Consider the following 25,354-nt stretch of genomic DNA (forward strand, 5'->3'; position numbering starts at 1 on the left):
TCTTTTTGAAAAACAAATAGTAATATTTACCCTATATCCATTTTAATTTCAAAATTGTTTTCTGTAAAAAACAATTTTAATTTTTGTTTTATCTATAAAACATTTTGTATTTTTGTTTTATTGAGAAAACAAAATGGAAAGGTTAATTGAAATGTCTAGGAGGAAGCTGATAGCCACGCCTCCAAAATTCAAAAGATATTTAAGTGGCAAAATTGATTGGACACAAAGACTCATTGTGATATTAGGTCATAGAGGGACTGGGAAAACTACGCTTATGCTCCAGCATATGCATGAAAGCAATGTCAAATCAATTTACCTAAGTTTGGATGATTACTGGTTTGAAGAAAATAGATTAGTAGAACTTATAGAGCAATTATATCTGGATGGCTATCGTAATTTCTACTTGGACGAAGTTCATAGATATGCACATTGGTCGTCTGATCTGAAGACTATCTATGACAATTATCCCGATTCCAAGTTTATCGTTTCTGGTTCTTCCATTTTGGAATTGAGCAAAGGAAAAGCCGATCTATCCAGAAGATCTGCTGTCTATCACCTTGCAGGACTTTCCTTTAGGGAATTTATTAATTTAGAAAAAGACTTCAATTTTCCCGAATTGGGTTTGAAAGACCTACTTGATGATCATCAGAAAATCGCTGAAAAGCTTTCTGATCAGGTGGACATCCTGTCACTTTTCCAAGAGTATCTAGAGTTTGGCTATTATCCATTTTATCAAGAAGGAAAAGACTTGTACAAGGCAAGACTTTTGGAGATTACAAATTTGGTCTTGGAGATGGATATAGCGCCTTTTGAGGAACTAACACACAAGACGATCAAAAATATGAAGAAACTGATTTTCATCATCAGTGAATCGGTTCCATTTATACCAAACATCAGCAAAATAGCAGAAAAACTGGAGGTCTCTAGAAATACGATTTTGAAAACATTAGACTTACTGGAACAAGCTCAAATCCTAAACCTGCTACGATCATCTACTCAGGGTGTTTCTTATTTACAAAAACCTGAAAAAATTTACCTTCAAAACACGAACCTCGCCTACGCAATTTCCTCCAACCATACCAATTCGGGAAATATAAGGGAGACATTTTTTTTGAATCAAGTTCAGGTGAATCATCATATCACTTCACCAAAATTTGGAGATTTTATGGTAGATAGCAAGTACGTTTTCGAAGTAGGTGGTCCTACAAAAACCAAACACCAAATCGAAGGAGTTCCAAACGCTTTTATTGCTGCAGATGGCATTAAAAGTGGCGCAGGAAGTAAAATTCCATTATGGCTGTTTGGCATGTTGTATTAGATATTGGCTGTTTGATTTTCAATTAACCTAATCAACCAATAACCAATCACTGATACCCACAACCTATTTCTTCTGGTGCCTATCAATCAACACATCCATGACTTCATCCAGCTCGTACCCTTTTGCTTCCAATAGCACTAAGTAGTGATAGAGTAAATCTGCTGCTTCACCCATGAAAAGCTCTTTGTTGTCATCTTTGGCTTCGATCACGATCTCCACGGCTTCCTCCCCTACTTTTTGGGCTACTTTATTGATGCCCTTGGCAAAAAGGGAAGTGGTGTAGGATTTATCGGTAGGATTGTTTTTGCGGTCTTTGATGATGGCCCTAAGTTCATCGATGAAGAAGGTCTTGCTTCTATTTTCTTCGGAAAAACAGGTATCGTCACCTGTATGGCAAACAGGGCCAACTGGTCTGGCTTTGACCAAGACGGTATCATTGTCACAATCCACAGTCAAGGAAACGACATTGAGGAAATTACCAGAAGTTTCCCCCTTCGTCCAAAGCCTGTTTTTGGTCCTAGAGAAAAATGTTACTTTTTTGGTATCCAATGTGATGTCCAGAGCTTCTTGATTCATGTAGCCTAACATCAAAACTACGTTAGAGTCTGCATCTTGAATTACCGCAGGCACAAGGCCATCTACTTTTTCGAAATCTATTTTCAGTTTGTTCATTTTTATCTAGAATTCGACCCCTTTAGGGTCGTGGGTTTAATGGGATTTGAATTTATTTACCACCGTGTTTCACACGGGGCTACTCATGGTTAAACCCCATTCGGGGTTGACTGCATCTTCGTTATCTCATTTCTAGCTTCTCGCCTCTCTCTGCCTCTGTCTTGCATCTTGATTCTTGTCTCTTGATTCTTCTTTGACCTTGCCCTTTGACTCGTTTTCTCGCTTCTCGTCTCTAGTTTCTAGTTTCTCATGTCTCAAATCTCAAATCTCATTTTCTAACCGCAATATCTTCCCCGCTAAGATAGGTCTTCAATTCTGGAATTGGAATTTCTTTGAAATGGAAAATGCTTGCAGCCAAAGCGGCATCTGCTTTTCCAAAGGTAAACACATCTTTGAAATGTTCCATATTTCCGGCTCCTCCTGATGCGATTACCGGGATGGAAAGCATGCTGGATATTTCAGCGGTGATTTCGTTGGCAAAACCTGCTTTTGTACCATCGTGATCCATGGAGGTCAGGAGGATCTCCCCAGCGCCTCGTTCGCAGACTTCCTGTGCCCAGGCTTGGGTTTTTAGGATCGTTGGTTTTCTGCCACCATGGGTATGTACAAAATCAATTCCATCAACACTTCTTGTATCAATGGCTACCACAATGCATTGGCTCCCAAACTCAAGTGCCATTTCATTGATAATATTCGGATTTTTTACTGCGGCGGAGTTGATAGAGATTTTATCTGCCCCTGCATTCAGCAAAATTTTCACATCCTCCACAGTAGAGATTCCTCCTCCCACTGTGAATGGGATATTGATGGCTTTTGCTACTTTGGTCACGAGTTCTGCCAATGTCTTTCGCTTGTCCACAGTCGCTGTGATATCCAAAAACACCAATTCGTCTGCCCCTTCATCGGAGTATATTTTAGCAAGTTCCACAGGGTCTCCTGCATCTCTTAATTCCACAAAATTGACTCCTTTGACCGTGCGGCCATCTTTGATATCTAAGCAGGGGATGATTCTTTTTGTTAGCATTTTGGATTGGGGAATTGAAAGATTAGAAGATTGTTGGAAAGTTTGAAAGTTGTAAGGTTGTAAAGTTGTAAAGTTAGCTTACGCGAGATTAGGAGATTGGAAGATTGTTGGAAAGTTGACATTCTTTTTTAAAATCTTACATGTCATATCTAACGTCTCATGTCTCTTCTCTCAAAAAGCCGCTAGCTCTTCAAGACTGATTCTTCCTTCGTAGTAGGCTTTTCCTACTATGGCTCCGTAAACACCTGTCTTCTGGAGTTCTTCGAGGTCTTTGACATTGGAGACACCACCGCTGGCGATCAGTTTGATGTTTGGGATTTCTTGGAGGATCTCTTTGTACAAGTCCACTGATGGTCCCTGAAGCAAACCGTCTTTGGCTACATCTGTACAGATCACATAGCTGATCCCTTTGGCATGGTAGTTTTTGATAAAATCAATCAAATCCATGGACGTAGTTTCCTCCCAACCTGAAATTGCAATTTTCCTATCCTTTGCATCTGCTCCCAAAATAATCTTCTCACCTCCATATTTTGCTATCCATGATTCAAACATCTCTGGGTTTTTCACAGCTATACTTCCACCTGTCAACTGATGCGCTCCCAACTCGAATGCCAAGGCTATATCTTCATCAGACTGTACTCCTCCTCCAAAATCCACTTGAAGTGAAGTCCCAGAAGTGACAGATTTTAAAACTTCCCTATTGACAATTTTCTTGGCTTTGGCACCATCCAAATCCACCAAGTGCAATCTCTTGATTCCTGCATCCTCGAACCTTTTGGCCATTTCCAATGGGCTGTCGTGGTATTCTTTCTTCTGATTATAATCGCCTTGGGTAAGTCTGACACACTTGCCTCCTATGATGTCTATTGCGGGTATGATGTACATTTTGAGGGTAGATTTATGATTTTAGATTGGTGGATTTGAAAATTGGAAGAACTTGTCCGCCGTGGCGGATTTTAAAATTACAAGATTGTTGGAAGGTTAGAAAGTTTTAAGATTGGGAGACCTCTCTCCCGATGCTTTCGGGATCGAGGTGACTTGGTGGTCATTTCGTCATTTCGAATTTACCTCACATTTGGGAGGCAGTAGAGAGAAATCTCGAACTGAAATTTATACATATACTTCATTTTTCCACTTCATTGACCATAATCGGGACGAGACCTCTCCTATCGTCGAGGTGACGTAGTCGTAGACACACTTATGTCTCTTGCCTACCTGTCTTGAATCTCAAGTCTTGTATTCTTATATCTTGTCACATCCTGATTTTACTTGACACTTTTTCTTATTGTTTTACTTTTGTTTCAATCCTCTTAAATGCTTCTTAGTCCAAGTAAAGAGACCTCTCCTGCCGTCGAGGTGACGTAGTCGTAGACACACTTATGTCTCTTGCCTACCTGTCTTGTTTCTCGCTTCTCGTTTCTTGACATTTCGTCTCGCATCTCGTTTCTAGTCTCTCGTTTCTTTGTACATCGTACTTTGTACTGCTACAAACTCAGGAAATTCTTCAAAATCCTCTCTCCTACCAACCCACTCTTTTCTGGATGGGCTTGCATGGCGTAGAAGTTGTCTTTGTGCATCAATCCTGCGAAGTCATGCACATAGTTGGTTGTGGCGATGGTAAATTCGCTGAGTTCACAATAATAGCTGTGAACATAATATACGAATGACTCATCGTTGAGCCCTTTCAGAAGTGGGGTTTTGAGTTCGGTCAGATTGTTCCAACCAACATGGGGGACTTTGAAATCTGCTATATTTTCAGGGATGAACTTTTTTACTTTGACAGGAAACACTCCCAAACAAGGAGTATCATTCTCTTCGGAATGGTCGCAGAGCAATTGCTGTCCAAGACAAACCCCAAAGAAAGGTTGCTTGAGGTTGGGGATCAATTGGTCTAGTTGCTTTTCTTTCAGGTATCTCATCGCAGTACTTGCCTCTCCCTGTCCTGGGAATATCACCTTATCGGCTTTTGAGATTTGCGCTAGGTCATCTGTCAAGATAGCCTCCGCTCCCAGTCTCTCTAGTGCATAGAGAACCGACTGAACATTCCCCGCATTGTATTTAATGACTGCTACTTGCATTTTGGATTTTAGATTGAAGATTGCAGAATTCAGATTGAAATATAGATATCGGTCGTACCGAACGAAAAACCTGAATTTTAAATCTTAAATTATAAGATTGCAAATTTAAAAATTATTCTTCCTGATCTACGATTATTTTGAAGTTCTTGATGGTTTGTCTTGATTATTAATCCAATTGGCTTAACCTTTCTACCGCTAATTTGCGGATCTCCGGATCTTTATCGCTTTTTGCTATCTCTGCCAAAGTTGGTTCAAATGTTATTTTACTTACTGCAAGTTTTCTAACCTCAGGATCTTTTTCAGTCTTGGCTACTTCTGCCAAACTTGGTTCAAACGTCATCTTCCCTACTGCCAATTTCCGGATCTCCGGATCTTTATCACTTTTTGCTATCTCCGCTAAAATTGGTTCAAATGTTATTTTACTTATTGCAAGTTTTCTAACCTCAGGATCCTTTTCAATCTTGACTACTTCTGCCAAACTTGGTTCAAACGTCATTTTTCCCACTGCCAATTTACGGATCTCAGGATCTTTATCGGTTTTTGCTATCTCTGCCAAAGTTGGTTCAAATGTTATTTTACTTACTGCAAGTTTTCTAACCTCAGGGTCTTTTTCAGTCTTGGCTATTTCGGCCAGATTTGGATCAAATCCCATTTTCTTTACAGTTTCTTTCTTTAACTTCGGATCATCAACTACAGTTTTATTTACATATAGCACTGTATCCACACCGTCCCAAGTAATCACAACTTCCTCTGATGTTCTACTTGATTTATGGGAATAATTGCAACTAACTAATACAAAAAGTAAAACTTGGATAGTCAAGAATCTTAAAACATTCATATTTTGCTGTTTAACGCTGGTTTCGTGTAGCATAATCTGGGCAGAGTGGAAATATCAGGTTCTTTTCGATAACAATCCCACAATATTGTGGAAAAACAGTGCGAAAAAGTCACTTTAACAGACACAACCCTACTGACTAAGAAGGCTTTTCAAGCAGTCCGGTCATAATATACCAAAGGTTAAAACATTTTGCAATCTTTGGTTAAAGATAGTTTTTAAAAATAGAAGCCACACAATCCATTGCTGGAAAAACAGCAACATCCACCAAATAATATTCTTCGAAATCATTTACAAAATCGGAAATGCAGGATTATTTAGCCCTTCCAACCCCACTTTGGCAGAAAGGATTTCCACTCCTACCACAAAATCCATCCGTCTTATTAATTGACAAACTTCCCATCATGTTAACCCAAGGTAGACTCAGTTCCATGGTCAACTTTAAATCATTCAATACCAACTCTATAAACTCCTATGTATGGTTTAAAACAATTTGGTTCAGCATTGCTTTTATCATTCCTCATATCCACTTTTGATGACCGTAGTGATCATCTTGAATTGTACATTGGCAGTAAAGCTATGTTTGGCATGTGCCGGGATGACGATTCCCTCTCCCAGGTTCAGATAGATTGTTTTTCCTTCTATATCCACTTCGGCTGCTCCATCGATGATCTGAACATAGGTATCAAAGGGAGTGGTTTTCTCACCCAACTCTTCCCCCAATGCCATTGAAGTTGCTGTAATGTTCCCCGTGGTTTTTTTTATAATTGTCTTACTAACCACTGCATTTGGGATATATTCAATGATTTCGATGATGATGTGTACTTTGCCTTTTTCCAGCACTTCATTGTTTTTCATGTCTATGTTTTTAGAAGTTGATATAGGTATTTTTAGAATGACCAAACTTGCATAAATCCTCCTTACCTATGTTTTCAAAAGATCCAGAATCAAAGGAAGCATTCTTTAGCGGGAATTTTTCGGCGGTTAAAATCCCTATTGAACACAGCAACCTTTATTTCTTGATATATATGCTTCAGGAAAATAACCTTTGATATAAAATAAAGGTGGGATTAAATGCGCTCAAAAGCATTATATAATTAAAAATGATTCTTGTATAATTTGTTGGAAAAATTGCATTGAACACTAAAGATCTTCCAAATTGAAGCGCTGTCTTTTGGTAAGGGACTTAAAAAAAGTTGGAGTCAAACCCGTCACTTGTTTGAATTGCTTTGACAAATGTGATATACTGTTGTAATGCATCAAGTAAGAAATCTCGGTTAGATTCAGCTCATCATAGATTATCAGTTCCTTGATCCGCTCTACTTTGTGTATAATTATAAAATGCTCTATTGTAATGCCTTTTGTTTTGGAAAAAGTCTCGGCAAGCTTATGGTACTCAATCCCCAATTTCTCACTTAAAAAAACGGAAAAATTCACTTTGGGCAATTCATCAGAATAATGCACCATCTCAACAATTACATTGGTGATCTTTTCGATCAGCATAGCCTTTTTGTCATCCATCAACTCCAAGCCAGATTTATGCAATTCCTTTTTCAGTTTTTCCCTTTTGGCAACTGTAATGTTTTTGTAAAGGAGCACTTCCCCAAGTTCAACAGATTTATATTTTATTTTTAATTTCTCCAGCTCTGATTTTACCAGCAACTTGCATCGAAGACTTACCATATATTGAATGAATATTTTCATGTTTCATTATTTTGATTCGGAATGTTTTCATCAATATCCAAGGTAAAATTCAAGCTTGATTGAACTTAAGGCAAAACATCTTTCAATTTAGATAAATTTAAGCGATACGTTTATTGAAAAGCTTATTTTTCTTGGGGTTATATGTGTTTTGTCCCAAATTTTACTTCCCATTTCAATTTGCCTGCTCTTTCCCAGCATAACCCTATGATCCACTAATCGTCCCAGTCACTCATCATTCGATGTTTGACATTCGGAGTTCGACATTTTTTAATTTCGATCTCTGAACGATGAAACAAGAATTTGTCATGTCATGAAAACAGTTGACACTTTTCTAATAAATTGAAAGATTCAACCCTGTCTGATGCCAAGCAGGCACATCGGGGTTGAATCTTGCTTCTCGTTTCTTACCTTTTGATTCTCTGTTTTTGTCTCTCGCTTCCCTCCCGCTCACTTCACTTCGCTTCTTCTGCCACCATTTCTTCCAATACAGCTTCAATCTCCGGTAAGGATTGGTAAAGCTGTTCGTAGCTTTCGATGATGAAGTATTTGTCCTGGAATTTATCTTTCCAATATGGGGTGTTCATGATCTTCCTAACATCATATTCCAGATGTGCCGGTTCATCGGAAAGGCTGTATTTGGTCTCACCTGCCGAACTTAAGATTCCTGCTCCATAAATCTTAACTTCCCCATTTTCACGAATCAAACCAAATTCTATCGTAAACCAATAGATCCTGGACAAGATTTCAATGGCCCATTTGTTTTCAATATGCTTCAATGCCAAACCACTTAAATTTTCCAAGAAATCCACATAAGGTTGGTTGGTCAACATAGGCATATGGGCAAAGGCGTCATGGAACATATCCGGCTCTTCGAGGTAATCCAGCTGCTCCATCTTGCGGAGCCAGGTGGATGAACAGAATCTCTTGTTGTTCATCAAGCCAAAGAAGAGATCATCATCGATCAATCCCGGGACTACCTGAATCGCCCAACCTGTACTATCCGCCAATCTTCTGTTTACATCTTCGAAATCAGCAATTCGATCTGCTGTAAAGTTCACCTCTTTGATACCTTCGAGGTAGGCAATAGAAGCGGCTTTTGGAAGGTTGACAATCTGTCTTTCAAACAAGATTTTCCAGACTTTGAAGTCTTCGGCAGTGTATGCTGCATAATCTTGCTTCATCTGTTTGAGTCTAGGGTCGGTAAAGACCCAATCTTTTGGTTTGCTATTCATTATATTTGGGTTATATTTTTCTGTTCTTATAAGCTCACTGCAAGTTGCTTTCATTCCTCCTACCAATATCCAAATTTAAGCATTTCATGAATTCCTTCAATCTGATTTAATTGAATGTGAAGAATAATCAACTTCCTATCATTATAACTTTTTCTACAAAAAGCCATGCAATTTCAATCAATTGAGCTATACTGATAACTGATAACCTAATAACTATTATCAAAATAGTACTTTATCCAATCTTTAAATCAGATAGATAAAGCATTCAATTCATTCTTCTAAAGAAGTGCAAACGTCTTTCTTAAGGCGAAGGTCTTTCTGATCTGTTCAGCCAAAAGGGAGCTTTGGGCAAAATCCAGGGTTTGCTGCCCATCAGAGTATGCTTTCTCCGGGATCTCATGTGTTTCGTAGATGATCCCATCTGCTCCTGACATCACACCGGAAAGCGCCATCTGTGGCACATAAGCCCTGATCCCAATCCCATGTGATGGATCTACTATCACAGGCAAATGGGATTTTGCTTTCAAAATAGGAACGGCATTCAAGTCCAAAGTGTTTCTGCTAGCCCTTTCATAGGTTCTGATTCCCCTCTCACAAAGGATCAATTTTTCATTCCCCCCCGAAAAAACATACTCAGCAGATTGCAGCAACTCTTCAATGGTTCCGGATATCCCCCTTTTGATCATCACTGCTTTATCAACTTTTCCAAGTTCATCAAGCAAGTTGAAGTTTTGGGTATTTCTCGCCCCTACCTGATAAATGTCCACATAAGGATACATTTCTTCTATCTGGGAAACCTGCATCACTTCAGTCACGATTTTGATCCCGGCTTCCTGGGCAAGATCATACCATAACTTCAATCCATCGATCCCCAAACCTCTAAATGCATAGGGGCTAGAACGTGGCTTAAATACCCCTCCACGCATCATTTTGATGTTATTCTCTTTCAAATGGGCAATCACTTTTCTGATCTGCTCCTCTGATTCAATGGAACAAGGTCCCGCAATGACAGCCATATCACCATCTTTGATATAAATGCCATCTCCCAAATCAATGGATGTAGGTTTGACCTTCCATTTTTTGGAAACCAATTTATACTCGTCAGATACGATATGGATATCTTCAATCCCCTCTTTTTTCCCAATTCTTCTGATATCAAAATCCTTCTTGCCTATCCCTACCAAGTAATCTCCCAATTGGGTTTTCACCTCAGTGATTTTGTATCCTATCTGGTTTACTTCCGCTATAAGGGAATCCTTTTGCGCATCGCTAATGTCTTGTTTTAATTGTATGATCATGATTTTTGGGTTACAGACTGAATGTATGATTTGATATCAGCAGAAAGATTTTTGCTGTCTTTGACTACTTTGATAAAAGCACTGCCAATAATGGCTCCGTTGCCATATTGAGAAGCTTTGGAAAATGTCTCCGCATCAGAAATCCCGAAACCAATCAATCGAGGGTTCTTGAGCCCCATATCTTGGACACGTTTGAAATAAGCAACCTGCTCTTCGGAAATCCCGGTTTTGGCACCAGTAATGCTATGTGAAGAAACCATATAGATAAACCCATTTGAATTTTCATCTATTTCACGGATTCTTGCCTCGCTGGTTTGTGGGGAAATCAGGAAGGTATTGCTCAAGCCATATTGATCAAACAAACCCTTGAATTCATCCAAATATTGCTGCATCGGAAGATCCGGTAAGATCAATCCATCGACACCAACTTCCTTACATTTCTGCAGGAAACTTTCCATTCCATATTGAATAATGGGATTCAAATACCCCATCAATACAACAGGAATACTTACGGATTGCCGCATGTCTTTGATTTGTTCGAACAGCTTTTTCAAGCTCATCCCGTTCTCCAAAGCAATCATATTGCTATCCTGGATAGTAGGGCCATCCGCAATCGGATCTGAATAGGGAACACCAATCTCGATGATATCAGCCCCTGCTTCCTCGATGGCTTGCATAGTCGGCAAAGTATCCTCCAAAGCCGGGAATCCAGCCGTGAAATAGATAGACAATACCCGCTCTTTTTTATTTTGAAATAATGTATGTATTCGGTTCATTGGAATTCTAAGATTTTAAAATTAGAAAATTGTAAGATTAGTTCTAAAGTTGGAAGGTTTTAAGGTTGGTTTGATAGTTATAAAGATTAGAAGATTAGCTTACGTGTGAAGATATCCCAATAGTAGACATTAATTAACTTGGGTTAAATCCAAGCTACTTCTACAATAGAGAAAATATTGAGAGTATCTTATATCGACCGTGAGGAGTCTGTCCCACAGAATTGCGGGAAGATATTTCACTTCGTTCGATATGACATGTGACTTACGACAGCATCTCGAATAATCTCGCTTCTCGCCTCTTGGTTCTCGTGTCTCAAATCTCCTGTCTTGTATCTTGTGTCTTATTTCTCAATACCCTCCCCACTTAATATAAGTATCCAAATCCTTGTCTCCTCTTCCGGAAAGGTTGATGACGATGACGTCGTCTTTTTTGTACTCGATCATGTTAAGGGCATGGATGGCATGGGCGGTTTCGATTGCTGGAATGATCCCTTCCATTCTACTCAACTCAATTCCTGCTTTCATGGCATCTTCGTCTTCTACTGCTACAAACTCCCCCCTTCCAATGTCAAACAAATGCGCATGCACAGGTCCGATTCCCGGATAATCCAATCCTGCCGAAATGGAATGTGGTTCGATAACCTGCCCATCTTCTGTCTGCATCAACAATGTTTTGCTTCCATGCAAAATACCAGATGATCCCAAGACTGTGGTTGCGGCTGATTTACCGGAGTTTATACCCAAACCTGCTGCTTCCGCTGCTACCAACCTTACTTCAGGTACATTGTAGTAGTGATAAAACGCCCCGGCGGCATTGCTTCCTCCACCAACACAAGCGATGACAATATCGGGATTTTCTGTCCCTTCTTTTTCCAACAATTGCTTTTTGATCTCTTCTGATATCACAGATTGAAACCTCGCCACCATCTCCGGATAAGGGTGTGGACCAACCACAGAACCAATGATATAATGTGTATCAACGGGATTGTTGATCCATTGACGCATGGCTTCGTTGGTAGCATCTTTGAGTGTTTGGCTACCGGAAGTTGCAGGAACTACTTCTGCGCCAAGGATCTTCATCCGCTCTACATTTGGGCGCTGTCTCTGGATATCCAAAGCCCCCATGTAGATTGTACATTCCATTCCCATCAAGGCACAAACTGTGGCTGTCGCTACTCCATGCTGCCCTGCCCCAGTTTCAGCAATGATCCTTTTTTTGCCGAGTTTCTTTGCCAAGATAATTTGACCTACAGTATTATTGACTTTGTGGGCTCCAGTGTGGCATAGGTCTTCTCTTTTGAAGTAGATTTTTGCTCCGTACTTTTCGGACATCCGCTTCGCAAAATACAATGGTGTAGGACGCCCAACATAATCTCTCAGCAGGGATTGAAACTCCTCCTGAAACTCCTCCGAAGCTACTATTTGCTCATAGTTGTTTTTCAACTCCTCAATATTTGGATGCAACATCTCAGGGATGTATGCCCCTCCAAACTTTCCGTAAAATCCTTTTTCGTCAACTTTAATCATTTTTTTATAATTTATGATCGGTGTTATATTTTTCTACGATTAAATCTACTTGGCTAATCTTTTATCCCTGCAATGAATTACCGGAATAATATACCTGTCATGCCTACGGCATTTTACTCTTTATCTATTTTATTCAAAGTACTTAACGGTTCAGGTTTTTCAAGATACTTGTGTCTCATATCTTTGTCACATTCTGAAATCACTTGACACTTTTTTCATTATTTTTACATCCTTCATAACCATTCAATTGCCCCTTCAGGGCAAAATTGATCTCCTTTTCATCTTAACATAGGGTTAAAAACCCTATGTTTATATCAGATGCCCTTTCAGGGCATGTGTCTTATGTAGTGTCTTTGCTTCTTGAAGAGTCACCCTGTCACGTCCTGATTTTACTTGACACTTTTTATTTATAAATTGAAGAAGCTCAACCTCCCGATTCTCGGGACAAGCACTTCGGGGTTGTCTATATTGAACCTCTTGACACTTGCGTCCCCGATATTCACCGGGGCAGGCTTTACGTCTTGTGTCTCACGTCTTGTGTCTTGCATCTTGTTTCTTGCTTCTCGCCTCTAGTCTCTCGCTTCTTATATCACACTTGAAACTCTTTCCTTAAACTCCCTGATCTTCCCAATATCTTTCAAGGCTGGTTCGATTTCGAATTTTGAATTGATATCCAATCCTGCAAGTTGGGGAATTTCAGCTTTAAGCAATTGTATATCCCCGATGTTTTCGATACTCAGTCCCCCGCTCAACAGAAATGGTTTATCAAATGGGTAATTCCTAAGAATTTTCCAGTCAAATGTTTTTCCACTTCCTCCATACCCCTTTGTAAATGTATCAAACAGGAAGTAATCAACATAAGGAACAAAATCTTCCAAAGTCTTCCAATCAATATCTTCCTTGATGGAAAACACCTTGAAAACTTCCAATCCTGTTTTCTCTTTCACAAGCTTGGTGAATTCACTTGTCTCCTCGCCATGCAGTTGGATAGTTTGAAGACCAAACCTATTGCTGGTATTTTTGATTTCCTGCAAACTCGCATTCACAAAAACACCAACTTTTCGGATTGGAAAATTGACGATAGACTCGGCGAAATCTTCAGGAACAAATCTTGGGGATTTGCCATAAAAGATCAAACCCATCCAATCAGGATTGACTTGGGCAATCAAGCTATCGATATTCTCCCCAGACCGCATTCCACAAACTTTCAATTTCATTTTTCTACTGTTAATCCATTTGCTGCCGCCAACAAATCCCTGTATTCGTTCATAAAGTTGTACGCAGCTTGATAAGGTCGGCTAGATTTCATAAAATTTTCCCCGATCAAGAACCCTTCGAAACCAGCTTGTTTCAAACTCACCAATGTGTCTGGTCTGGAGATCCCACTCTCGGAAATTTTCACAAACTGATTGGGGATTTTGTCCACCAAATCATAGGAAGTCTGCAATGACACATCAAAGGTCTTGAGACTGCGGTTGTTCACACCTACCAAATCGAGGTATTCGTTGACCGAAGATTCCAACTCTTCTCCATCATGTACTTCCATCAAGACTTCCATCCCCAAGGATTTGGCGAATTTTGCCAAATCTTTCAACCTAGCCGGTTCCAAAGCTGCAGCGATCAACAAGATACAATCTGCCCCAATCGATTTTGCCTCAAGGATTTGGTATTCATCGACAATAAAGTCTTTTCTAAGAATTGGGCAGAAATTGAATTTTCTTGCTATAGCCAAGTCTTCATTATTACCTCCAAAAAACTCCTGATCTGTCAAAACCGACAAGGCTGAAGCTCCTGCCTGCATGTAGCCAATACTGGTGGCTTCTACCGATGCACTGGGATTGATTTCCCCTTTGGAAGGCGATTTTCTTTTGAACTCTGCAATAATTCCCGTTTTCTCTGGATCAGAAATATAGTCCTTCATCGACACTATTTCAGAATCAAAGTAGATGCTTTTCTCCAGCAGCTTTACCGGGACCAGGCTGCTTTTTTCGGCTACTTCTGTCTTTTTGAACGCTATAATTTTATCTAGAATATTCATATTTATCTGTTTACGCAAGTGAAATGGATTTTTTGGGATTGACTAAGGCATTGAACCTTTCCAGTGCTTTTCCTGACAACAAGGATTCTTTTGCTTTTTCTACTGCCTCGGTAAAATCCAAAGATGTATCAGCCGTATGGAGCGCAGCCGCTGCATTGGCAATGACAACAGAATTTTGGGAGCTAGTTCCCTTCCCCTTGAGGATATTGTCAAATATTTCCGCTGACTCTATGATACTCTCCCCTCCTTTGATGCTAGCTGCTTGGAGGGTAGGTAAATTGATATCTGAGGGGCCATATAGTTTCTCTCCATCTTGGGAAATTATCTTAAAATCACCTGTGAGGGAAATCTCATCATAGCCATCCAAAGCATGAAGAATACTAAATCTGCCCTCTTGATTTTGAAAAAGATAAGCATAAAGTCTGGCCAATTCTAAGCTAAAAACCCCCACCAATTGCTTTTTCGGGAAACTTGGATTTACCATTGGTCCGAGCATATTGAAGAATGTTTTGACACCTAGTTCTTTTCTGATGGGACCAACATGTTTCATCGCCGGGTGAAAAAGAGGTGCATGGAGAAAGCAGATACCTGCCTCGTCCAAGCTTTTCTTGATCTTATCAATGTCATTGGTGAATTCATAGCCAAAACTCTGGAGCAAATTGGAAGAACCACATATGGATGACACACCGGTATTCCCATGCTTTGCAACATTTTGTCCAGCTCCAGCCACAATGAAGGAGGCTAAAGTAGAGATGTTGAAAGTGTCCTTGCCATCTCCACCAGTCCCACACAAATCCATCGCATCATACTCGGAAATATCTACAGGTACACATTGGTCCAGCATTGCTTCCCTAAAACCTCCAAGTTCATCCACGGTAACAGACCGCATCATATAAACAGTCAAAAATGCAGCAATCTGGCTCTGATTGTATTCACCGGAAGTGATTTTCAACAGCACCTCTTTTGCCTGCTCTTTACTCAATGTCCGATGTTCTATAAGGTGGTTTAGTATTTCTTTCATTTTTTTAGTGTTGGAAGGTTTTAAAGTTGTAAGGTTTAAAGGTTATTTGGAATTGGAAGAACTTGTCTCTATTTATCAGGATTGTAAAATTCGAAGATTTAAAGATTGGTGGTGATTATTTGTAATTACTTGAATGATATTTTAGTGGTTAGAGATTGAGAATTACGAGTTATGATGCTTTTCAATCCTCTTAAATACTTCTTAGTCAAAGTAAAGAGACCTCTCCTGCCTTCGAGGTGACTTAGCGGTCATTTCGATTTTACCTCACATTTGGGAGGCAGTAGAGAGAAATCTCGAACTGAAATTTATACTTACTTTTTATTTACAAATTAAGGAAGTTCAACCCTGTCTGACGCCAGGCAGGCACTTCGTTTTTATCTTCTCGCTTCTAGTCTCTCGCCTCTATCTCTCTTCTCCTTTTTACCCCAGCCAATTCTTCATCATCGCCACGCCATGTTCTGTCAAGACTGATTCTGGATGAAACTGGAGCCCTCTCACGTTGTATTTTTTATGCCTTACACCCATGATTTGGTTGTCAGGAGTTCTGGCGATTACTTCAAGTTCTGGGCTGAGGGTCTGTTCGTTGATTACCCATGAATGGTATCTGCCAATATTAAACCGCTTTGGAAGACCATTGAACAAGCTATCTTCTTCTACGGAAACTTCTGATGCCAAGCCATGGACCACTTCAGACAGATTGATCAGTCCGCCACCAAAAGCCTCGCCGATTGCCTGATGTCCCAAGCATACCCCAAGGATATCTTTATAACTCCCATATCGCTTAATTAATTCAGGCATGATCCCAGCTTCAGATGGAATACCAGGGCCAGGGGAAAGGAGGATTTTGTCATATTGTTCAATTTCCTCCAAAGTGATTTTATCATTTCGGAATATATCGAGTTGATCTCCATAACCCAGTTCACGGATGATATACACCAAATTGTAGGTAAATGAATCGTAATTATCTAGGACGAGTATTTTCATTTTTCGAATTGAAAGATTGTAAAATTAGAAGATTAAGGTTGGAAAGTTGGAAGGTTGGAAGGTTGGAAGGTTAGGCTCTAAGGTTGATTATTTGGATTACAAATCTTTATGATATTAACTCCAATTAATTAAGGTGTTTTTCTGTTATTTGTTATTCTTTTGATTGTATGCTTTGAGGTATTTTTTGAAGATTGGAAGGTTAGGGTTGGAAGGTTTTAAGGTTAGGCTCTATGGTTGATTATTTGGATTACAAGTCTTTATGATATTAACTCCAATTAATTAAGGTGTTTTTCTGTTATTTGTTATTCTTTTGATTGTATGCTTTGAGGTAATTGATGAATGCTTTTATTTTACTAGAAAGGGTAAATAGATCCATTTTAAGTTTTTCATAATCTTCATTGTTCACTCTACCTGCTGCTACCAGTATTGCAAGTTGGCTTCTAACTTCACCAGCTGAACCTTTGGCGTAGTGTAGGTATTTGACAAACACTTTATTGTTGTTGTATTCAAATCCTTCAGCAATATTGTTTGAAATCGAAATCGCTGCTCCTATAATTTGATCTCTTGACTTATAATCATTTTTCAAAGGACTTAAATCAGCCAATCTATAAATCTCAACAGCGATCCTTACAGCTTCCTTCCAAATTTCTAAATCTTCAAATGCCGAAATCTTTGCCATATCAATTCATTTTTAATTCTTATAAACAACTAATTATTAAATTATTAAGCAATATTTTCAATTTTATAACTTTTCTTTTTTTTACAAAATCAACATCATTAGATCTCTATTACTCAAAATTCAATGATTCCCAACAACCTTACAACTTTCAAACATTTCAACCTTTCAACCACCTTCAATCTTTAATCCCTAGATCGCCTCTGCGGCTTTGAGGGCTACTCTTAGGGCTTCTAGTTTGTTGGTGACTTCTTGGAGTTCGGATGCGATGGATGACTTGGCGACTACGCCTGCACCTGCCTGGAAGCGGAGCTGGTTGTTTTCCGACACGAATGACCTGATCAATATCGCATGGTTGAAATCTCCATTGAATCCCAAGAATCCAATAGCTCCTCCGTAGAATTTCCTGGATGTATTTTCCAGTTCATCGATCAATTCCATGGCTCTGTATTTCGGGGCACCAGACAGCGTTCCTGCCGGGAAGGTGTCGGCTACTAGCTGAAGTGGGTTAGCTTCTTTGGGTAATTGACCTGTCACTTTGGAAACTAAGTGAATCACATGTGAGTAATATTGAATTTCTTTGAACACTTCAACTTTTACTTTTACCGAAGATCTGCTCAAATCATTTCTTGCCAAATCGACCAGCATCACATGCTCTGAATTTTCTTTTGGATCATCATATAGTTTGAGTGCCAGTTCTGCATCTGCCTGGTCATTTCCCGTTCTTTTGAAGGTACCAGCAATGGGGAAGATTGTCGCCACATTGTTTTTGACAACTATCTGGGCTTCCGGCGATGAACCGAAAACTTTGTAGGATCCATAATCAAAATAGAACAAATATGGAGAAGGATTGACTGAACGCAATGCACGATACACATTGAATTCGTCACCTTTGAACTTCGTGGTATAGTTTCTGGAAATTACAATCTGGAAGACATCTCCCCTGAAACAGTGTTCTTGACCTTTTTTCAAAATATCCAAAAATTCTGCATCTGAGTAATTGGACACCTCTTCTCCTTCCAATTTGAAAGAGTATGAAGGAATGTTTTTATTGTTCAAGATCGTCTCCAATTGGGAGATATTTTCAGGTTTCTCTGCCCCTTCTATCTGATGTTCCAAAATGTGCATTTCATTTTTGAAATGATCCACAACAATGACATTTTGATAAACAGCATAATGCATCATTGGGATACTCGATTTCTGAGTGTTTTTCAGATTGATATCTTCAAACCTGGAAACCGTATCATATTGCATATAGCCAAACAGACCATTGGTGATAAATTTCAGGTTGAGGGATTTCCCATCAAAACGGGAAGAAAATGACCTCAATGCATCAATCAATTTATCCCCTTCCTCCAAAGGATAGTTTTTCCCATTGCCCAAAGGGAGATCTTCCTTGACCATCTCTCCATCAAAGGAAAAAGAAGCTAAGGGATTGAAACAGATGTATGAATAGCTATTTTCCTGCCCATGGTAATCCGAACTTTCCAACAAAATGGGATTGGCAAACCTGTCCCTGATTTGCAAGTAGATACTCACAGGGGTAATGGTATCAGCCAAAAGCTTTTTGTATTGGGTATTCAGTTTGATTTTAGTCATTAGCTGTAATGTTTTCGGTGATTTTTTTGCATAAAAAAAGGCTTACTGGGGAAACCCAGCAAGCCTAAATATCTTTTAACAAGCATTACATTTTAGACAATAGCGTTAGGTTCTTCCCCTTGAAAAGAAGTCATTTGCCACCACCAATATTTTGCTTGTATTGCTTTCATGTTTTTAACTTGCGACAAATATAGAAATGCATTTTATTTAACAAAAGTTAAATCGAAAAAAATAAAGTGAATTTTACGATATTCATTAATTTCGACAACATACTTGGCAAAACCACAGAATAAATCTCTGGAAACTAGGCTAAGGGATATCTCCCCGTAATTCTACGGGGCAGGCTCCTTTGGTCTTTTTTATTTTATAATCCAGTAAAACCAACCAATTTCCACACATCTACAATTGACTTTTCATTACGTGTAGCTTTGCCTGATAGTCATATTAGTAACCAGGGTTTTGGTCAGTGGTTGGATCAAGCGCTTTATTTAGGTTTAGTTCTTCAAAGGGAATTGGGAATAAATAATGCTTCTCGGCAATTGTTTTCCCTTTGCCTTGTTGGATCACTTCAGCTGCTTTACCTGTCCTTTTTAGATCCAACCATCTTTTTCCTTCAAACTGAAATTCATAAGCCCTTTCCTGCAAAACCAAATCCACGAAGGTGTCTTCATCATAATCTTGAATCTGATAATCTTCATCAGAAGGCAAATCTGGATCAAGCCCAAAAGCCCTTCTATGTACTTGGTTCAAGGCTTCAAGCCCCTCTTCAGTTGGTTCATTGGTAGCCCGTGCGGATGCCTCTGCAAACATCAACAACACATCAGCATACCGGTAAATCGGGAGGTCATTTCCTGCCCCTCTGTTGGAAATTGCCTGCCGGTCAATATATTTCCCTGAAACCAGTGTATTGGATCCCATTCCAAAATCTATGGGAATCCATAATGACTTTCTCAGATCGGCATCATCCCAATTGGTATAAAACGGATCTGTCGAGACGGCATAATGTGCATAAGCTCCCCCAAGGTTGTACAAGCCCGTATTCGGATGGTTGATTATCCACAAAAGCCAATTGCCTTGCGCCACTTCTCTGGCATATTTTAAATGAAAAACCTCTTCTGAAGTAGTCGTCAAATCAGGACCAAAAAGATTGACCTGAAAATCTTCAACAGAATTGACTCTCACAAGAGCATATCTACCACTATTGATGACTTCTTCTGTTTTGGACAGGGATTCATCATATCTTCCCAATGTAAGATACACATGTGCCAAAAGTGTTTTTGCTGCATACCGAGTAGGTCTTCCTATCTGTTCCTGAACTTCGGGAAGTGTCTCTTCTGCTTCAGCCAAATCACTTAAAATCAAACTATAGATATCTTCCACAGAACTTTTGGCTAAATCAAGCTGCTCAAGATTGGTATCCAACCTCAAGGGTACAGACCCCCAATTCCTCACCAAGTCAAAATATGCAAAAGCCCTAAGAAATTTTGCCTCCCCAAGATTTCTCGCCAGTGCTTCTTCTGAAATAGAGGTCCCTTCCGGAGCATTTTTGATGACAAGATTTGAATTTCTGATACTCAGGTAATACGCATTCCACCTGACTGATGTAGCATTGATGTTTGCTGTGTTGAAGCCTTCAAAATCGTTGTATTGGGCTCTGCTACCACGTCCATAACCCCAATCTGTATGGGTATCAAGTATGGCAATCTGCTCAGCCATTTCCATTCTTAAAGGTGAGTAGATGGCATTTACTGCACTTCGGACTTCCTCTTCTGTATTGTAAAAGTTTTCGGCAGCTATGGTTTGGGGATTTTCTTCCAGCAAATCACCACAAGACCAAGTAAGCATTAACAATGGGAAGACACACAACCAAAATCTGTTATGCAAATTCCCGGCAGTTGATTTTTGGTAAAGTATAGATAGAGTTTTCATGTTTTCGGATTTAAAGAGGATGATTGGTTGACATTAGTTTCAGAAGCCAAGCTTGACACCTACAGTCAATACTTTTGGGATTGGATAGCTATAATGATCAATCCCTGCCTGTGTATCGGCACCTCTGGAATTGACTTCCGGATCCCACCATGAATACTTTGTGAAAGTCAGCAGGTTTTGTCCACTTACATAGAGCTGGGCCTGACGGATAAATTCCCAACCCCAGTTTTGGACTGGAAAATTGTAACCAAGCTGAATATTTCTCAATCTTAAGTAGGAACCATCTTCCACAAAACGATCTGAAATCCTTACCGTATTACTTCTACTGATCACAGGATATTTTGCATTTGGATTTTGTGGTGTCCAATTATCATATAAAACTTCCCTCGGCATGTTGAGTCCCTGACCATAATCCATGGTACTTGGGATGGCACTAATGTTGAAAATGTCATTCCCATATGCACCTTGGAAAAAGATATTCAAGTCAAAATTCCTGAAAGACATATTCGAATTCAAACCATAAAAGAAATCTGGGTTTGGGTCACCGATAAAGGTTTTGTCATTTTCGGTGATCTCTCCATCCCCATCCAAATCCATGAACCGAATCTGTCCCTGCTCATTGTATCCATCTTCTACAAAACCCCAAAATTGCCCTATCGGTCTTCCTTCCTGAAGGATGTTGACATTGTCTGACACTATCAAGACATTGATATTGGAGCCCAAGATCGATTCCCCATTATTCAGGGCAATCACTTCATTTCGGTTGAAAGTAATGTTTCCATTCACGTTCCACTTGAAGGCGCCATTCAATACTGCAGCGTCAACCCCCAATTCCAAACCTTTATTCTGAACCTCTCCTACATTCTGGATTGTAGTGGTGAAACCTGATGAACTAGGCAATGTGACGGTATTCAATAAATCTGTCGTATTTTTGATATAATAATCAGCCGTCAAAAACAACCTGTTATTGAAAAGTCCCAAATCGACACCAAAGTTGATTTGCTCTGTGGTTTCCCATTTTAGATTCCCAGGAAAAACAGTGCTCGGAGAAAGCGTGGTATATAGCTCATTCCCGAAAATTGTATTCCCCGGAAAAAGTCGGTTGAGTGTGGCATAAGGAGAGATGGCTTGATTACCCGTCTTCCCCCAACTAGCCCTAAGTTTCAGATCCGAAAGATTTTCATTGTCCTGAAGAAAACCTTCTTCAGAAACCCTCCATGCAATCGCGCCGGATGGGAAGAAGCCCCATTTATCCCCCTCGCTATATCTGGATGAACCATCAGCACGAAAACTTGCTGTGAGCAATAGCTTATTGTCAAAACTATAATTCAAACGCCCCAAATAAGAGAGCAATACAGATTTGGCATATCCCGAAGAAGGGATCCCCGGAGTCTCTGCTGCCCCCAAATTACCAGTTCCGAAACTATCACTCAGGAATCCGACTCCATTTGCGGCAAGAAAAGTAGTAGTAAAATCCTGGTAGGTAAACCCAATCAAGGCATCTAGTTGATGCCGTTCTGCAAAAGTCTTATTGTAGTTGATTGTATTTTCACTTAATAAACTGGTGAATTGGCTAGTACTAACAGAGGCTATTCCAGGAGAGTTAAAAAAGTTTCTGGTCTGATAATTATCTGTCCGATCATCCCTATTCTCTATTCCTCCTGAAATTCTGATTGTCAATTCAGGTATTGGATTATAAACAAATGCGGCATTTGAAAGGATCACATTTGCTTTGATTGTATTTGTCTGCTCATTGATGAAATTCAGTGGATTGATGATATCAGGAGCTATGAAGGGATATTCATTCGGCAATACCGTGTAAGAGCCATCTTCATTGTATGGTCTGGAAATAGGGGCAGCAGAAATGGCAGCTCCAATCATAGAACTCCCACGTGTCCCTCCACCACTATCCCTCCTATCGGTTTTGAGTCGGGTCAAAATATTTGACATTTCAAGCCTCATCTTGCTGTTCACAGTATGGTTGAGATTGAACTTGAGCGAATACCTATTGTAATCACTCCCTTGGACAATCCCTTCTTGCCCAAGATGACTCCCACCGATAGCATAAGTAGTTTTGTCATTTCCTCCGGTGAAATTAAGTGAGGTCGTCCTGATCGGTGCGCTTTGGAATATCAAGTCTTGCCAATCAAAGCCTGTCCCAAAACCCTGAACTTGACCAGGTGTAAAATAAGGATTTTGTCCATCGTTTTCGGCTTGTAGATTTTGTAGCTGGGCATATTCAGAACCATTCATCAAGTCAAGCTTTTTCCTCAATGACTGCACCCCATAATTCGATTCGAATTCCACTCTTGATTGTCCTGGACTTCCCCTTTTGGTTGTGATCAGCACAACTCCATTGGCACCCCTCGAACCATAGATTGCAGTGGCGGAGGCATCTTTTAGGACTTCAATACTGGCTATATCTGCGTTATTGAGATTGGAGGGATTTCCCGAAAATGGAAAACCATCTATCACATACAAGGGATTGTTTCCTCCTTGGATTGAGTTCGTACCTCTAACCCGTACATTGATGGTGCCTCCAGGAGCTCCGTTGTTTTGGATGATCTGTACACCTGCAGATCTTCCAGATAAGGCTTGCAAAACATTTGAAGTTGGGAAGGCGTTGACTTCTTCCTGGTTAACCCGTGAAACGGAACCGGTCAAATCGCTCCTTTTGGTCGTCCCATACCCTGTTACAAGCACTTCTTCCAAACCAATCAAATCTTCCTCCATTATCACATTGATGATAGTTTGGCTGCCTACCACAATTTCCTTCGTTTTATAACCAACAGAAGAGAATCTCAATACGCTGTTTTCCCCGGGAACATCAATGGTATATTCCCCATCAATATCTGTTACCGTTCCTATATTCGTATTCTTTACGACTACAGTGATACCTGGGGCGCTTTGCTCATTTGCTGTTGTTACTTTTCCAGTTATTTCTGTCTGAAAAGCAGAAACCCCGCTGGAGAACAAAGGATTGAGCATTAGTAGCAAAAACCACATTGACACTAGTAAATTAATCCTCATATTTTTACTTTATTTTATTAAACATATTTGTAACATTAAGGACATTAATCCCAATTCTGGCAATTCCCAAAGTGGGGTTGTTACGCTACAATGTGGGGGATTTTTCTACATTGTGCACCTCAAACCTTTATTCACCAAAAGACAAATAGGGAAATACGTACCCAAAAGACCTTTTTTTTCCCAGACTAAATTTATGGTCAATTATCATGCACCAATTAAATACATTTATATGACCCTGAAATTGTAAAGATTACTGTACTTCGGACTGAACTCATGAAAAATAAGAAAGCGATTGTCGACCAAACTTGAAAATATAGTGCAATCTAATGCTTCTGATACCGTATATGGTTTGGAAGGCTTTGAGTGATAGCGTATATTTGCAGCTCGAATTCCAGAATATGCCCATAAAAACAAAAATTTCTTTGGAAAACTTAGAAGTTGCTTTTGCTTCTAAATCCGATACTGAATTGCGGAAAATGTATCTCATTTTCGCAACTATGAACAACAATACCGCCGTGAAGTTAGGCATAAAGATGGCTAACTTGGCTTTTGCCATTAATTTCCCAATCAAAGGTTTGATGAAAAAAACCATGTTTGGGCATTTTTGCGGAGGTGAAAGTATAGAAGATTCGCAAAAAACCGTAGATGAATTGGCTGCATTTCATATCCGGACCATCTTGGATTACTCTGTGGAAGGAAAGGGAAGTGAGGAGAGCTACGAAGCTACAAAAAATGAAATCTTGAGAACGATAGAACGTTCGGCTGGTGATGAAAACATCCCGTTTGCAGTTTTCAAGGTAACAGGGCTTGGAAGCTATGAAATCATGACAAAAGTCCAGGAGGGTAAAAAACTGGACAGCAAAGAGCAAGCAGCGTTTGAAAAACTCAAGTCAAGAGTTGATGAACTTTGCAATGCAGCTTATGAAGCCAAGACAAAGATCCTTATTGACGCTGAGGAATCCTGGTTTCAGGATGTCATTGACCAGTTGGCCTACGAGGCAATGGAGAAATACAACTTGGAAGACTGTATCGTGTACAACACCTATCAGATGTACCGTCATGACATGCTCTCTAGGTTGAAAGAAGCACATCATACGGCAGTGCAGAAAGGATATAAACTTGGCGCCAAACTGGTACGCGGAGCTTACATGGAAAAAGAAAGGGATAGGGCAAAAGAAAAGGGTTACAAAAGCCCAATCCAACCGGATAAGGCTTCTTCCGACAGGGATTTTGATGCTGCGTTGAGGTTTTGTATTGAAAATCTAGGACAAATAAACCTGGTAGCAGGATCACATAATGAAAGAAGCAATATTTTGCTCACAAGTCTGATAGAAGAGTTCAATATCAATCCAAGTGATGAAAATGTATATTTTTCCCAACTATATGGAATGAGTGACAATATCTCTTTCAACTTGGCAAATGCTGGATTCAACGTAGTCAAATATGTACCTTACGGTCCCGTAGAAAAAGTCATGCCCTACTTAGGGAGAAGAGCAGAAGAAAACACATCCGTGTCTGGACAAAGTTCCAGGGAGTTTGATCTGATCAAAAAAGAAATCGCAAGAAGAAGAAGTCTCAAAAATTAAAAATATAACGGAGTCAACATCGATAAA

At 39.7% G+C, this 25,354-nt stretch carries 22 protein-coding genes; 2 read left to right on the top strand and 20 right to left on the bottom strand.

The window, feature by feature from the left end:
- Window positions 1–133 precede the first annotated feature (133 nt).
- The gene (locus ACFSKL_RS18345) at window positions 134–1,318 is read left to right on the top strand and encodes an ATP-binding protein (RefSeq protein ID WP_376888130.1); all 1,185 of its coding nucleotides are present in this window, start codon (window positions 134–136) and stop codon (window positions 1,316–1,318) included.
- Between the two features lie 63 nt (window positions 1,319–1,381).
- Here the strand turns inward: ACFSKL_RS18345 and hisIE are convergent, their stop codons facing one another.
- The 20 genes from hisIE to ACFSKL_RS18445 form a co-directional block, all read right to left on the bottom strand.
- Complete coding sequence (gene hisIE / locus ACFSKL_RS18350) at window positions 1,382–1,990, bottom strand: bifunctional phosphoribosyl-AMP cyclohydrolase/phosphoribosyl-ATP diphosphatase HisIE (RefSeq protein WP_376888133.1); 609 nt, start codon at window positions 1,988–1,990, stop codon at window positions 1,382–1,384.
- Between the two features lie 268 nt (window positions 1,991–2,258).
- Entirely contained in the window at window positions 2,259–3,014 is a 756-nt protein-coding gene (hisF, locus tag ACFSKL_RS18355) for an imidazole glycerol phosphate synthase subunit HisF (RefSeq protein ID WP_376888135.1), read from the bottom strand.
- A 171-nt stretch (window positions 3,015–3,185) separates the two neighbouring features.
- The gene (hisA, locus tag ACFSKL_RS18360) at window positions 3,186–3,899 is read right to left on the bottom strand and encodes a 1-(5-phosphoribosyl)-5-[(5-phosphoribosylamino)methylideneamino]imidazole-4-carboxamide isomerase (protein WP_376888136.1); all 714 of its coding nucleotides are present in this window, start codon (window positions 3,897–3,899) and stop codon (window positions 3,186–3,188) included.
- 599 nt (window positions 3,900–4,498) lie between these two features.
- A complete protein-coding gene (gene hisH, locus ACFSKL_RS18365; protein WP_376888138.1) occupies window positions 4,499–5,092 on the bottom strand; it encodes an imidazole glycerol phosphate synthase subunit HisH in 594 nt (197 codons plus the stop codon).
- Between the two features lie 166 nt (window positions 5,093–5,258).
- Complete coding sequence (locus ACFSKL_RS18370; RefSeq protein WP_376888140.1) at window positions 5,259–5,930, bottom strand: HEAT repeat domain-containing protein; 672 nt, start codon at window positions 5,928–5,930, stop codon at window positions 5,259–5,261.
- Window positions 5,931–6,440: 510 nt separating this feature from the next.
- Window positions 6,441–6,785 (bottom strand): cupin domain-containing protein, encoded by a 345-nt coding sequence (locus ACFSKL_RS18375; RefSeq protein ID WP_376888143.1) that lies wholly within the window; start codon window positions 6,783–6,785, stop codon window positions 6,441–6,443.
- A gap of 285 nt (window positions 6,786–7,070) precedes the next feature.
- Window positions 7,071–7,631 carry a helix-turn-helix domain-containing protein gene (locus ACFSKL_RS18380; RefSeq protein ID WP_376888144.1) on the bottom strand — a complete coding sequence of 187 codons (561 nt, stop codon included), beginning with the start codon at window positions 7,629–7,631 and terminating at the stop codon, window positions 7,071–7,073.
- Window positions 7,632–8,083: 452 nt separating this feature from the next.
- Complete coding sequence (locus ACFSKL_RS18385; protein ID WP_376888147.1) at window positions 8,084–8,863, bottom strand: phenylalanine 4-monooxygenase; 780 nt, start codon at window positions 8,861–8,863, stop codon at window positions 8,084–8,086.
- A 278-nt stretch (window positions 8,864–9,141) separates the two neighbouring features.
- Window positions 9,142–10,161, bottom strand: a complete 1,020-nt coding sequence (aroF, locus tag ACFSKL_RS18390; RefSeq protein WP_376888148.1) for a 3-deoxy-7-phosphoheptulonate synthase — start codon at window positions 10,159–10,161, stop codon at window positions 9,142–9,144.
- Complete coding sequence (trpA, locus tag ACFSKL_RS18395; RefSeq protein ID WP_376888150.1) at window positions 10,158–10,937, bottom strand: tryptophan synthase subunit alpha; 780 nt, start codon at window positions 10,935–10,937, stop codon at window positions 10,158–10,160. Before trpA ends, aroF begins: the two co-directional genes overlap by 4 nt.
- A 348-nt stretch (window positions 10,938–11,285) precedes the next feature.
- A complete protein-coding gene (gene trpB, locus ACFSKL_RS18400) occupies window positions 11,286–12,464 on the bottom strand; it encodes a tryptophan synthase subunit beta (RefSeq protein ID WP_376888152.1) in 1,179 nt (392 codons plus the stop codon).
- Window positions 12,465–12,871: 407 nt separating this feature from the next.
- Complete coding sequence (locus tag ACFSKL_RS18405) at window positions 12,872–13,012, bottom strand: hypothetical protein (protein WP_376888153.1); 141 nt, start codon at window positions 13,010–13,012, stop codon at window positions 12,872–12,874.
- 36 nt (window positions 13,013–13,048) lie between these two features.
- Window positions 13,049–13,681, bottom strand: a complete 633-nt coding sequence (locus tag ACFSKL_RS18410; RefSeq protein ID WP_376888155.1) for a phosphoribosylanthranilate isomerase — start codon at window positions 13,679–13,681, stop codon at window positions 13,049–13,051.
- Entirely contained in the window at window positions 13,678–14,502 is an 825-nt protein-coding gene (trpC, locus tag ACFSKL_RS18415; protein ID WP_376888157.1) for an indole-3-glycerol phosphate synthase TrpC, read from the bottom strand. Before trpC ends, ACFSKL_RS18410 begins: the two co-directional genes overlap by 4 nt.
- Window positions 14,503–14,512: 10 nt before the next feature.
- Window positions 14,513–15,523, bottom strand: a complete 1,011-nt coding sequence (gene trpD, locus ACFSKL_RS18420; RefSeq protein WP_376888160.1) for an anthranilate phosphoribosyltransferase — start codon at window positions 15,521–15,523, stop codon at window positions 14,513–14,515.
- A 420-nt stretch (window positions 15,524–15,943) separates the two neighbouring features.
- Entirely contained in the window at window positions 15,944–16,507 is a 564-nt protein-coding gene (locus ACFSKL_RS18425; protein ID WP_376888163.1) for an anthranilate synthase component II, read from the bottom strand.
- A gap of 295 nt (window positions 16,508–16,802) precedes the next feature.
- Window positions 16,803–17,186: a four helix bundle protein gene (locus ACFSKL_RS18430; RefSeq protein WP_376888165.1), complete on the bottom strand. Its 384-nt coding sequence runs from the start codon at window positions 17,184–17,186 to the stop codon at window positions 16,803–16,805.
- Window positions 17,187–17,375: 189 nt separating this feature from the next.
- Complete coding sequence (locus ACFSKL_RS18435; RefSeq protein WP_376888167.1) at window positions 17,376–18,782, bottom strand: anthranilate synthase component I family protein; 1,407 nt, start codon at window positions 18,780–18,782, stop codon at window positions 17,376–17,378.
- Between the two features lie 444 nt (window positions 18,783–19,226).
- Window positions 19,227–20,711 carry a RagB/SusD family nutrient uptake outer membrane protein gene (locus ACFSKL_RS18440; protein WP_376888170.1) on the bottom strand — a complete coding sequence of 495 codons (1,485 nt, stop codon included), beginning with the start codon at window positions 20,709–20,711 and terminating at the stop codon, window positions 19,227–19,229.
- A gap of 39 nt (window positions 20,712–20,750) precedes the next feature.
- A complete protein-coding gene (locus ACFSKL_RS18445) occupies window positions 20,751–23,741 on the bottom strand; it encodes a SusC/RagA family TonB-linked outer membrane protein (protein WP_376888172.1) in 2,991 nt (996 codons plus the stop codon).
- A 398-nt stretch (window positions 23,742–24,139) separates the two neighbouring features.
- Here ACFSKL_RS18445 and ACFSKL_RS18450 point away from each other — a divergent pair, with 398 nt between their 5' ends.
- Window positions 24,140–25,327 carry a proline dehydrogenase family protein gene (locus tag ACFSKL_RS18450; protein WP_376888174.1) on the top strand — a complete coding sequence of 396 codons (1,188 nt, stop codon included), beginning with the start codon at window positions 24,140–24,142 and terminating at the stop codon, window positions 25,325–25,327.
- Window positions 25,328–25,354 lie beyond the last annotated feature (27 nt).

Origin of the sequence: Belliella marina (assembly GCF_042682445.1) — a bacterium.
Lineage (GTDB): Bacteria > Bacteroidota > Bacteroidia > Cytophagales > Cyclobacteriaceae > Belliella > Belliella marina.

What these genes read in the sequence shown, in the direction of transcription:
- ACFSKL_RS18345 (WP_376888130.1), top strand. Translation starts at nt 134, where the DNA reads ATGGAAAGGTTAATTGAAATGTCTAGGAGGAAGCTGATAGCCACGCCT.
- hisH (WP_376888138.1), bottom strand. Translation starts at nt 5,092, where the DNA reads ATGCAAGTAGCAGTCATTAAATACAATGCGGGGAATGTTCAGTCGGTT.
- ACFSKL_RS18425 (WP_376888163.1), bottom strand. Translation starts at nt 16,507, where the DNA reads ATGAAAATACTCGTCCTAGATAATTACGATTCATTTACCTACAATTTG.
- ACFSKL_RS18385 (WP_376888147.1), bottom strand. Translation starts at nt 8,863, where the DNA reads ATGAATAGCAAACCAAAAGATTGGGTCTTTACCGACCCTAGACTCAAA.
- ACFSKL_RS18370 (WP_376888140.1), bottom strand. Translation starts at nt 5,930, where the DNA reads ATGAATGTTTTAAGATTCTTGACTATCCAAGTTTTACTTTTTGTATTA.
- hisF (WP_376888135.1), bottom strand. Translation starts at nt 3,014, where the DNA reads ATGCTAACAAAAAGAATCATCCCCTGCTTAGATATCAAAGATGGCCGC.
- trpB (WP_376888152.1), bottom strand. Translation starts at nt 12,464, where the DNA reads ATGATTAAAGTTGACGAAAAAGGATTTTACGGAAAGTTTGGAGGGGCA.
- ACFSKL_RS18450 (WP_376888174.1), top strand. Translation starts at nt 24,140, where the DNA reads ATGCCCATAAAAACAAAAATTTCTTTGGAAAACTTAGAAGTTGCTTTT.
- ACFSKL_RS18445 (WP_376888172.1), bottom strand. Translation starts at nt 23,741, where the DNA reads ATGAGGATTAATTTACTAGTGTCAATGTGGTTTTTGCTACTAATGCTC.
- trpD (WP_376888160.1), bottom strand. Translation starts at nt 15,523, where the DNA reads ATGAAAGAAATACTAAACCACCTTATAGAACATCGGACATTGAGTAAA.
- trpA (WP_376888150.1), bottom strand. Translation starts at nt 10,937, where the DNA reads ATGAACCGAATACATACATTATTTCAAAATAAAAAAGAGCGGGTATTG.
- ACFSKL_RS18435 (WP_376888167.1), bottom strand. Translation starts at nt 18,782, where the DNA reads ATGACTAAAATCAAACTGAATACCCAATACAAAAAGCTTTTGGCTGAT.
- ACFSKL_RS18375 (WP_376888143.1), bottom strand. Translation starts at nt 6,785, where the DNA reads ATGAAAAACAATGAAGTGCTGGAAAAAGGCAAAGTACACATCATCATC.
- aroF (WP_376888148.1), bottom strand. Translation starts at nt 10,161, where the DNA reads ATGATCATACAATTAAAACAAGACATTAGCGATGCGCAAAAGGATTCC.
- hisIE (WP_376888133.1), bottom strand. Translation starts at nt 1,990, where the DNA reads ATGAACAAACTGAAAATAGATTTCGAAAAAGTAGATGGCCTTGTGCCT.
- ACFSKL_RS18430 (WP_376888165.1), bottom strand. Translation starts at nt 17,186, where the DNA reads ATGGCAAAGATTTCGGCATTTGAAGATTTAGAAATTTGGAAGGAAGCT.
- ACFSKL_RS18380 (WP_376888144.1), bottom strand. Translation starts at nt 7,631, where the DNA reads ATGAAAATATTCATTCAATATATGGTAAGTCTTCGATGCAAGTTGCTG.
- ACFSKL_RS18440 (WP_376888170.1), bottom strand. Translation starts at nt 20,711, where the DNA reads ATGAAAACTCTATCTATACTTTACCAAAAATCAACTGCCGGGAATTTG.
- trpC (WP_376888157.1), bottom strand. Translation starts at nt 14,502, where the DNA reads ATGAATATTCTAGATAAAATTATAGCGTTCAAAAAGACAGAAGTAGCC.
- ACFSKL_RS18410 (WP_376888155.1), bottom strand. Translation starts at nt 13,681, where the DNA reads ATGAAATTGAAAGTTTGTGGAATGCGGTCTGGGGAGAATATCGATAGC.
- hisA (WP_376888136.1), bottom strand. Translation starts at nt 3,899, where the DNA reads ATGTACATCATACCCGCAATAGACATCATAGGAGGCAAGTGTGTCAGA.
- ACFSKL_RS18405 (WP_376888153.1), bottom strand. Translation starts at nt 13,012, where the DNA reads ATGCAAGACACAAGACGTGAGACACAAGACGTAAAGCCTGCCCCGGTG.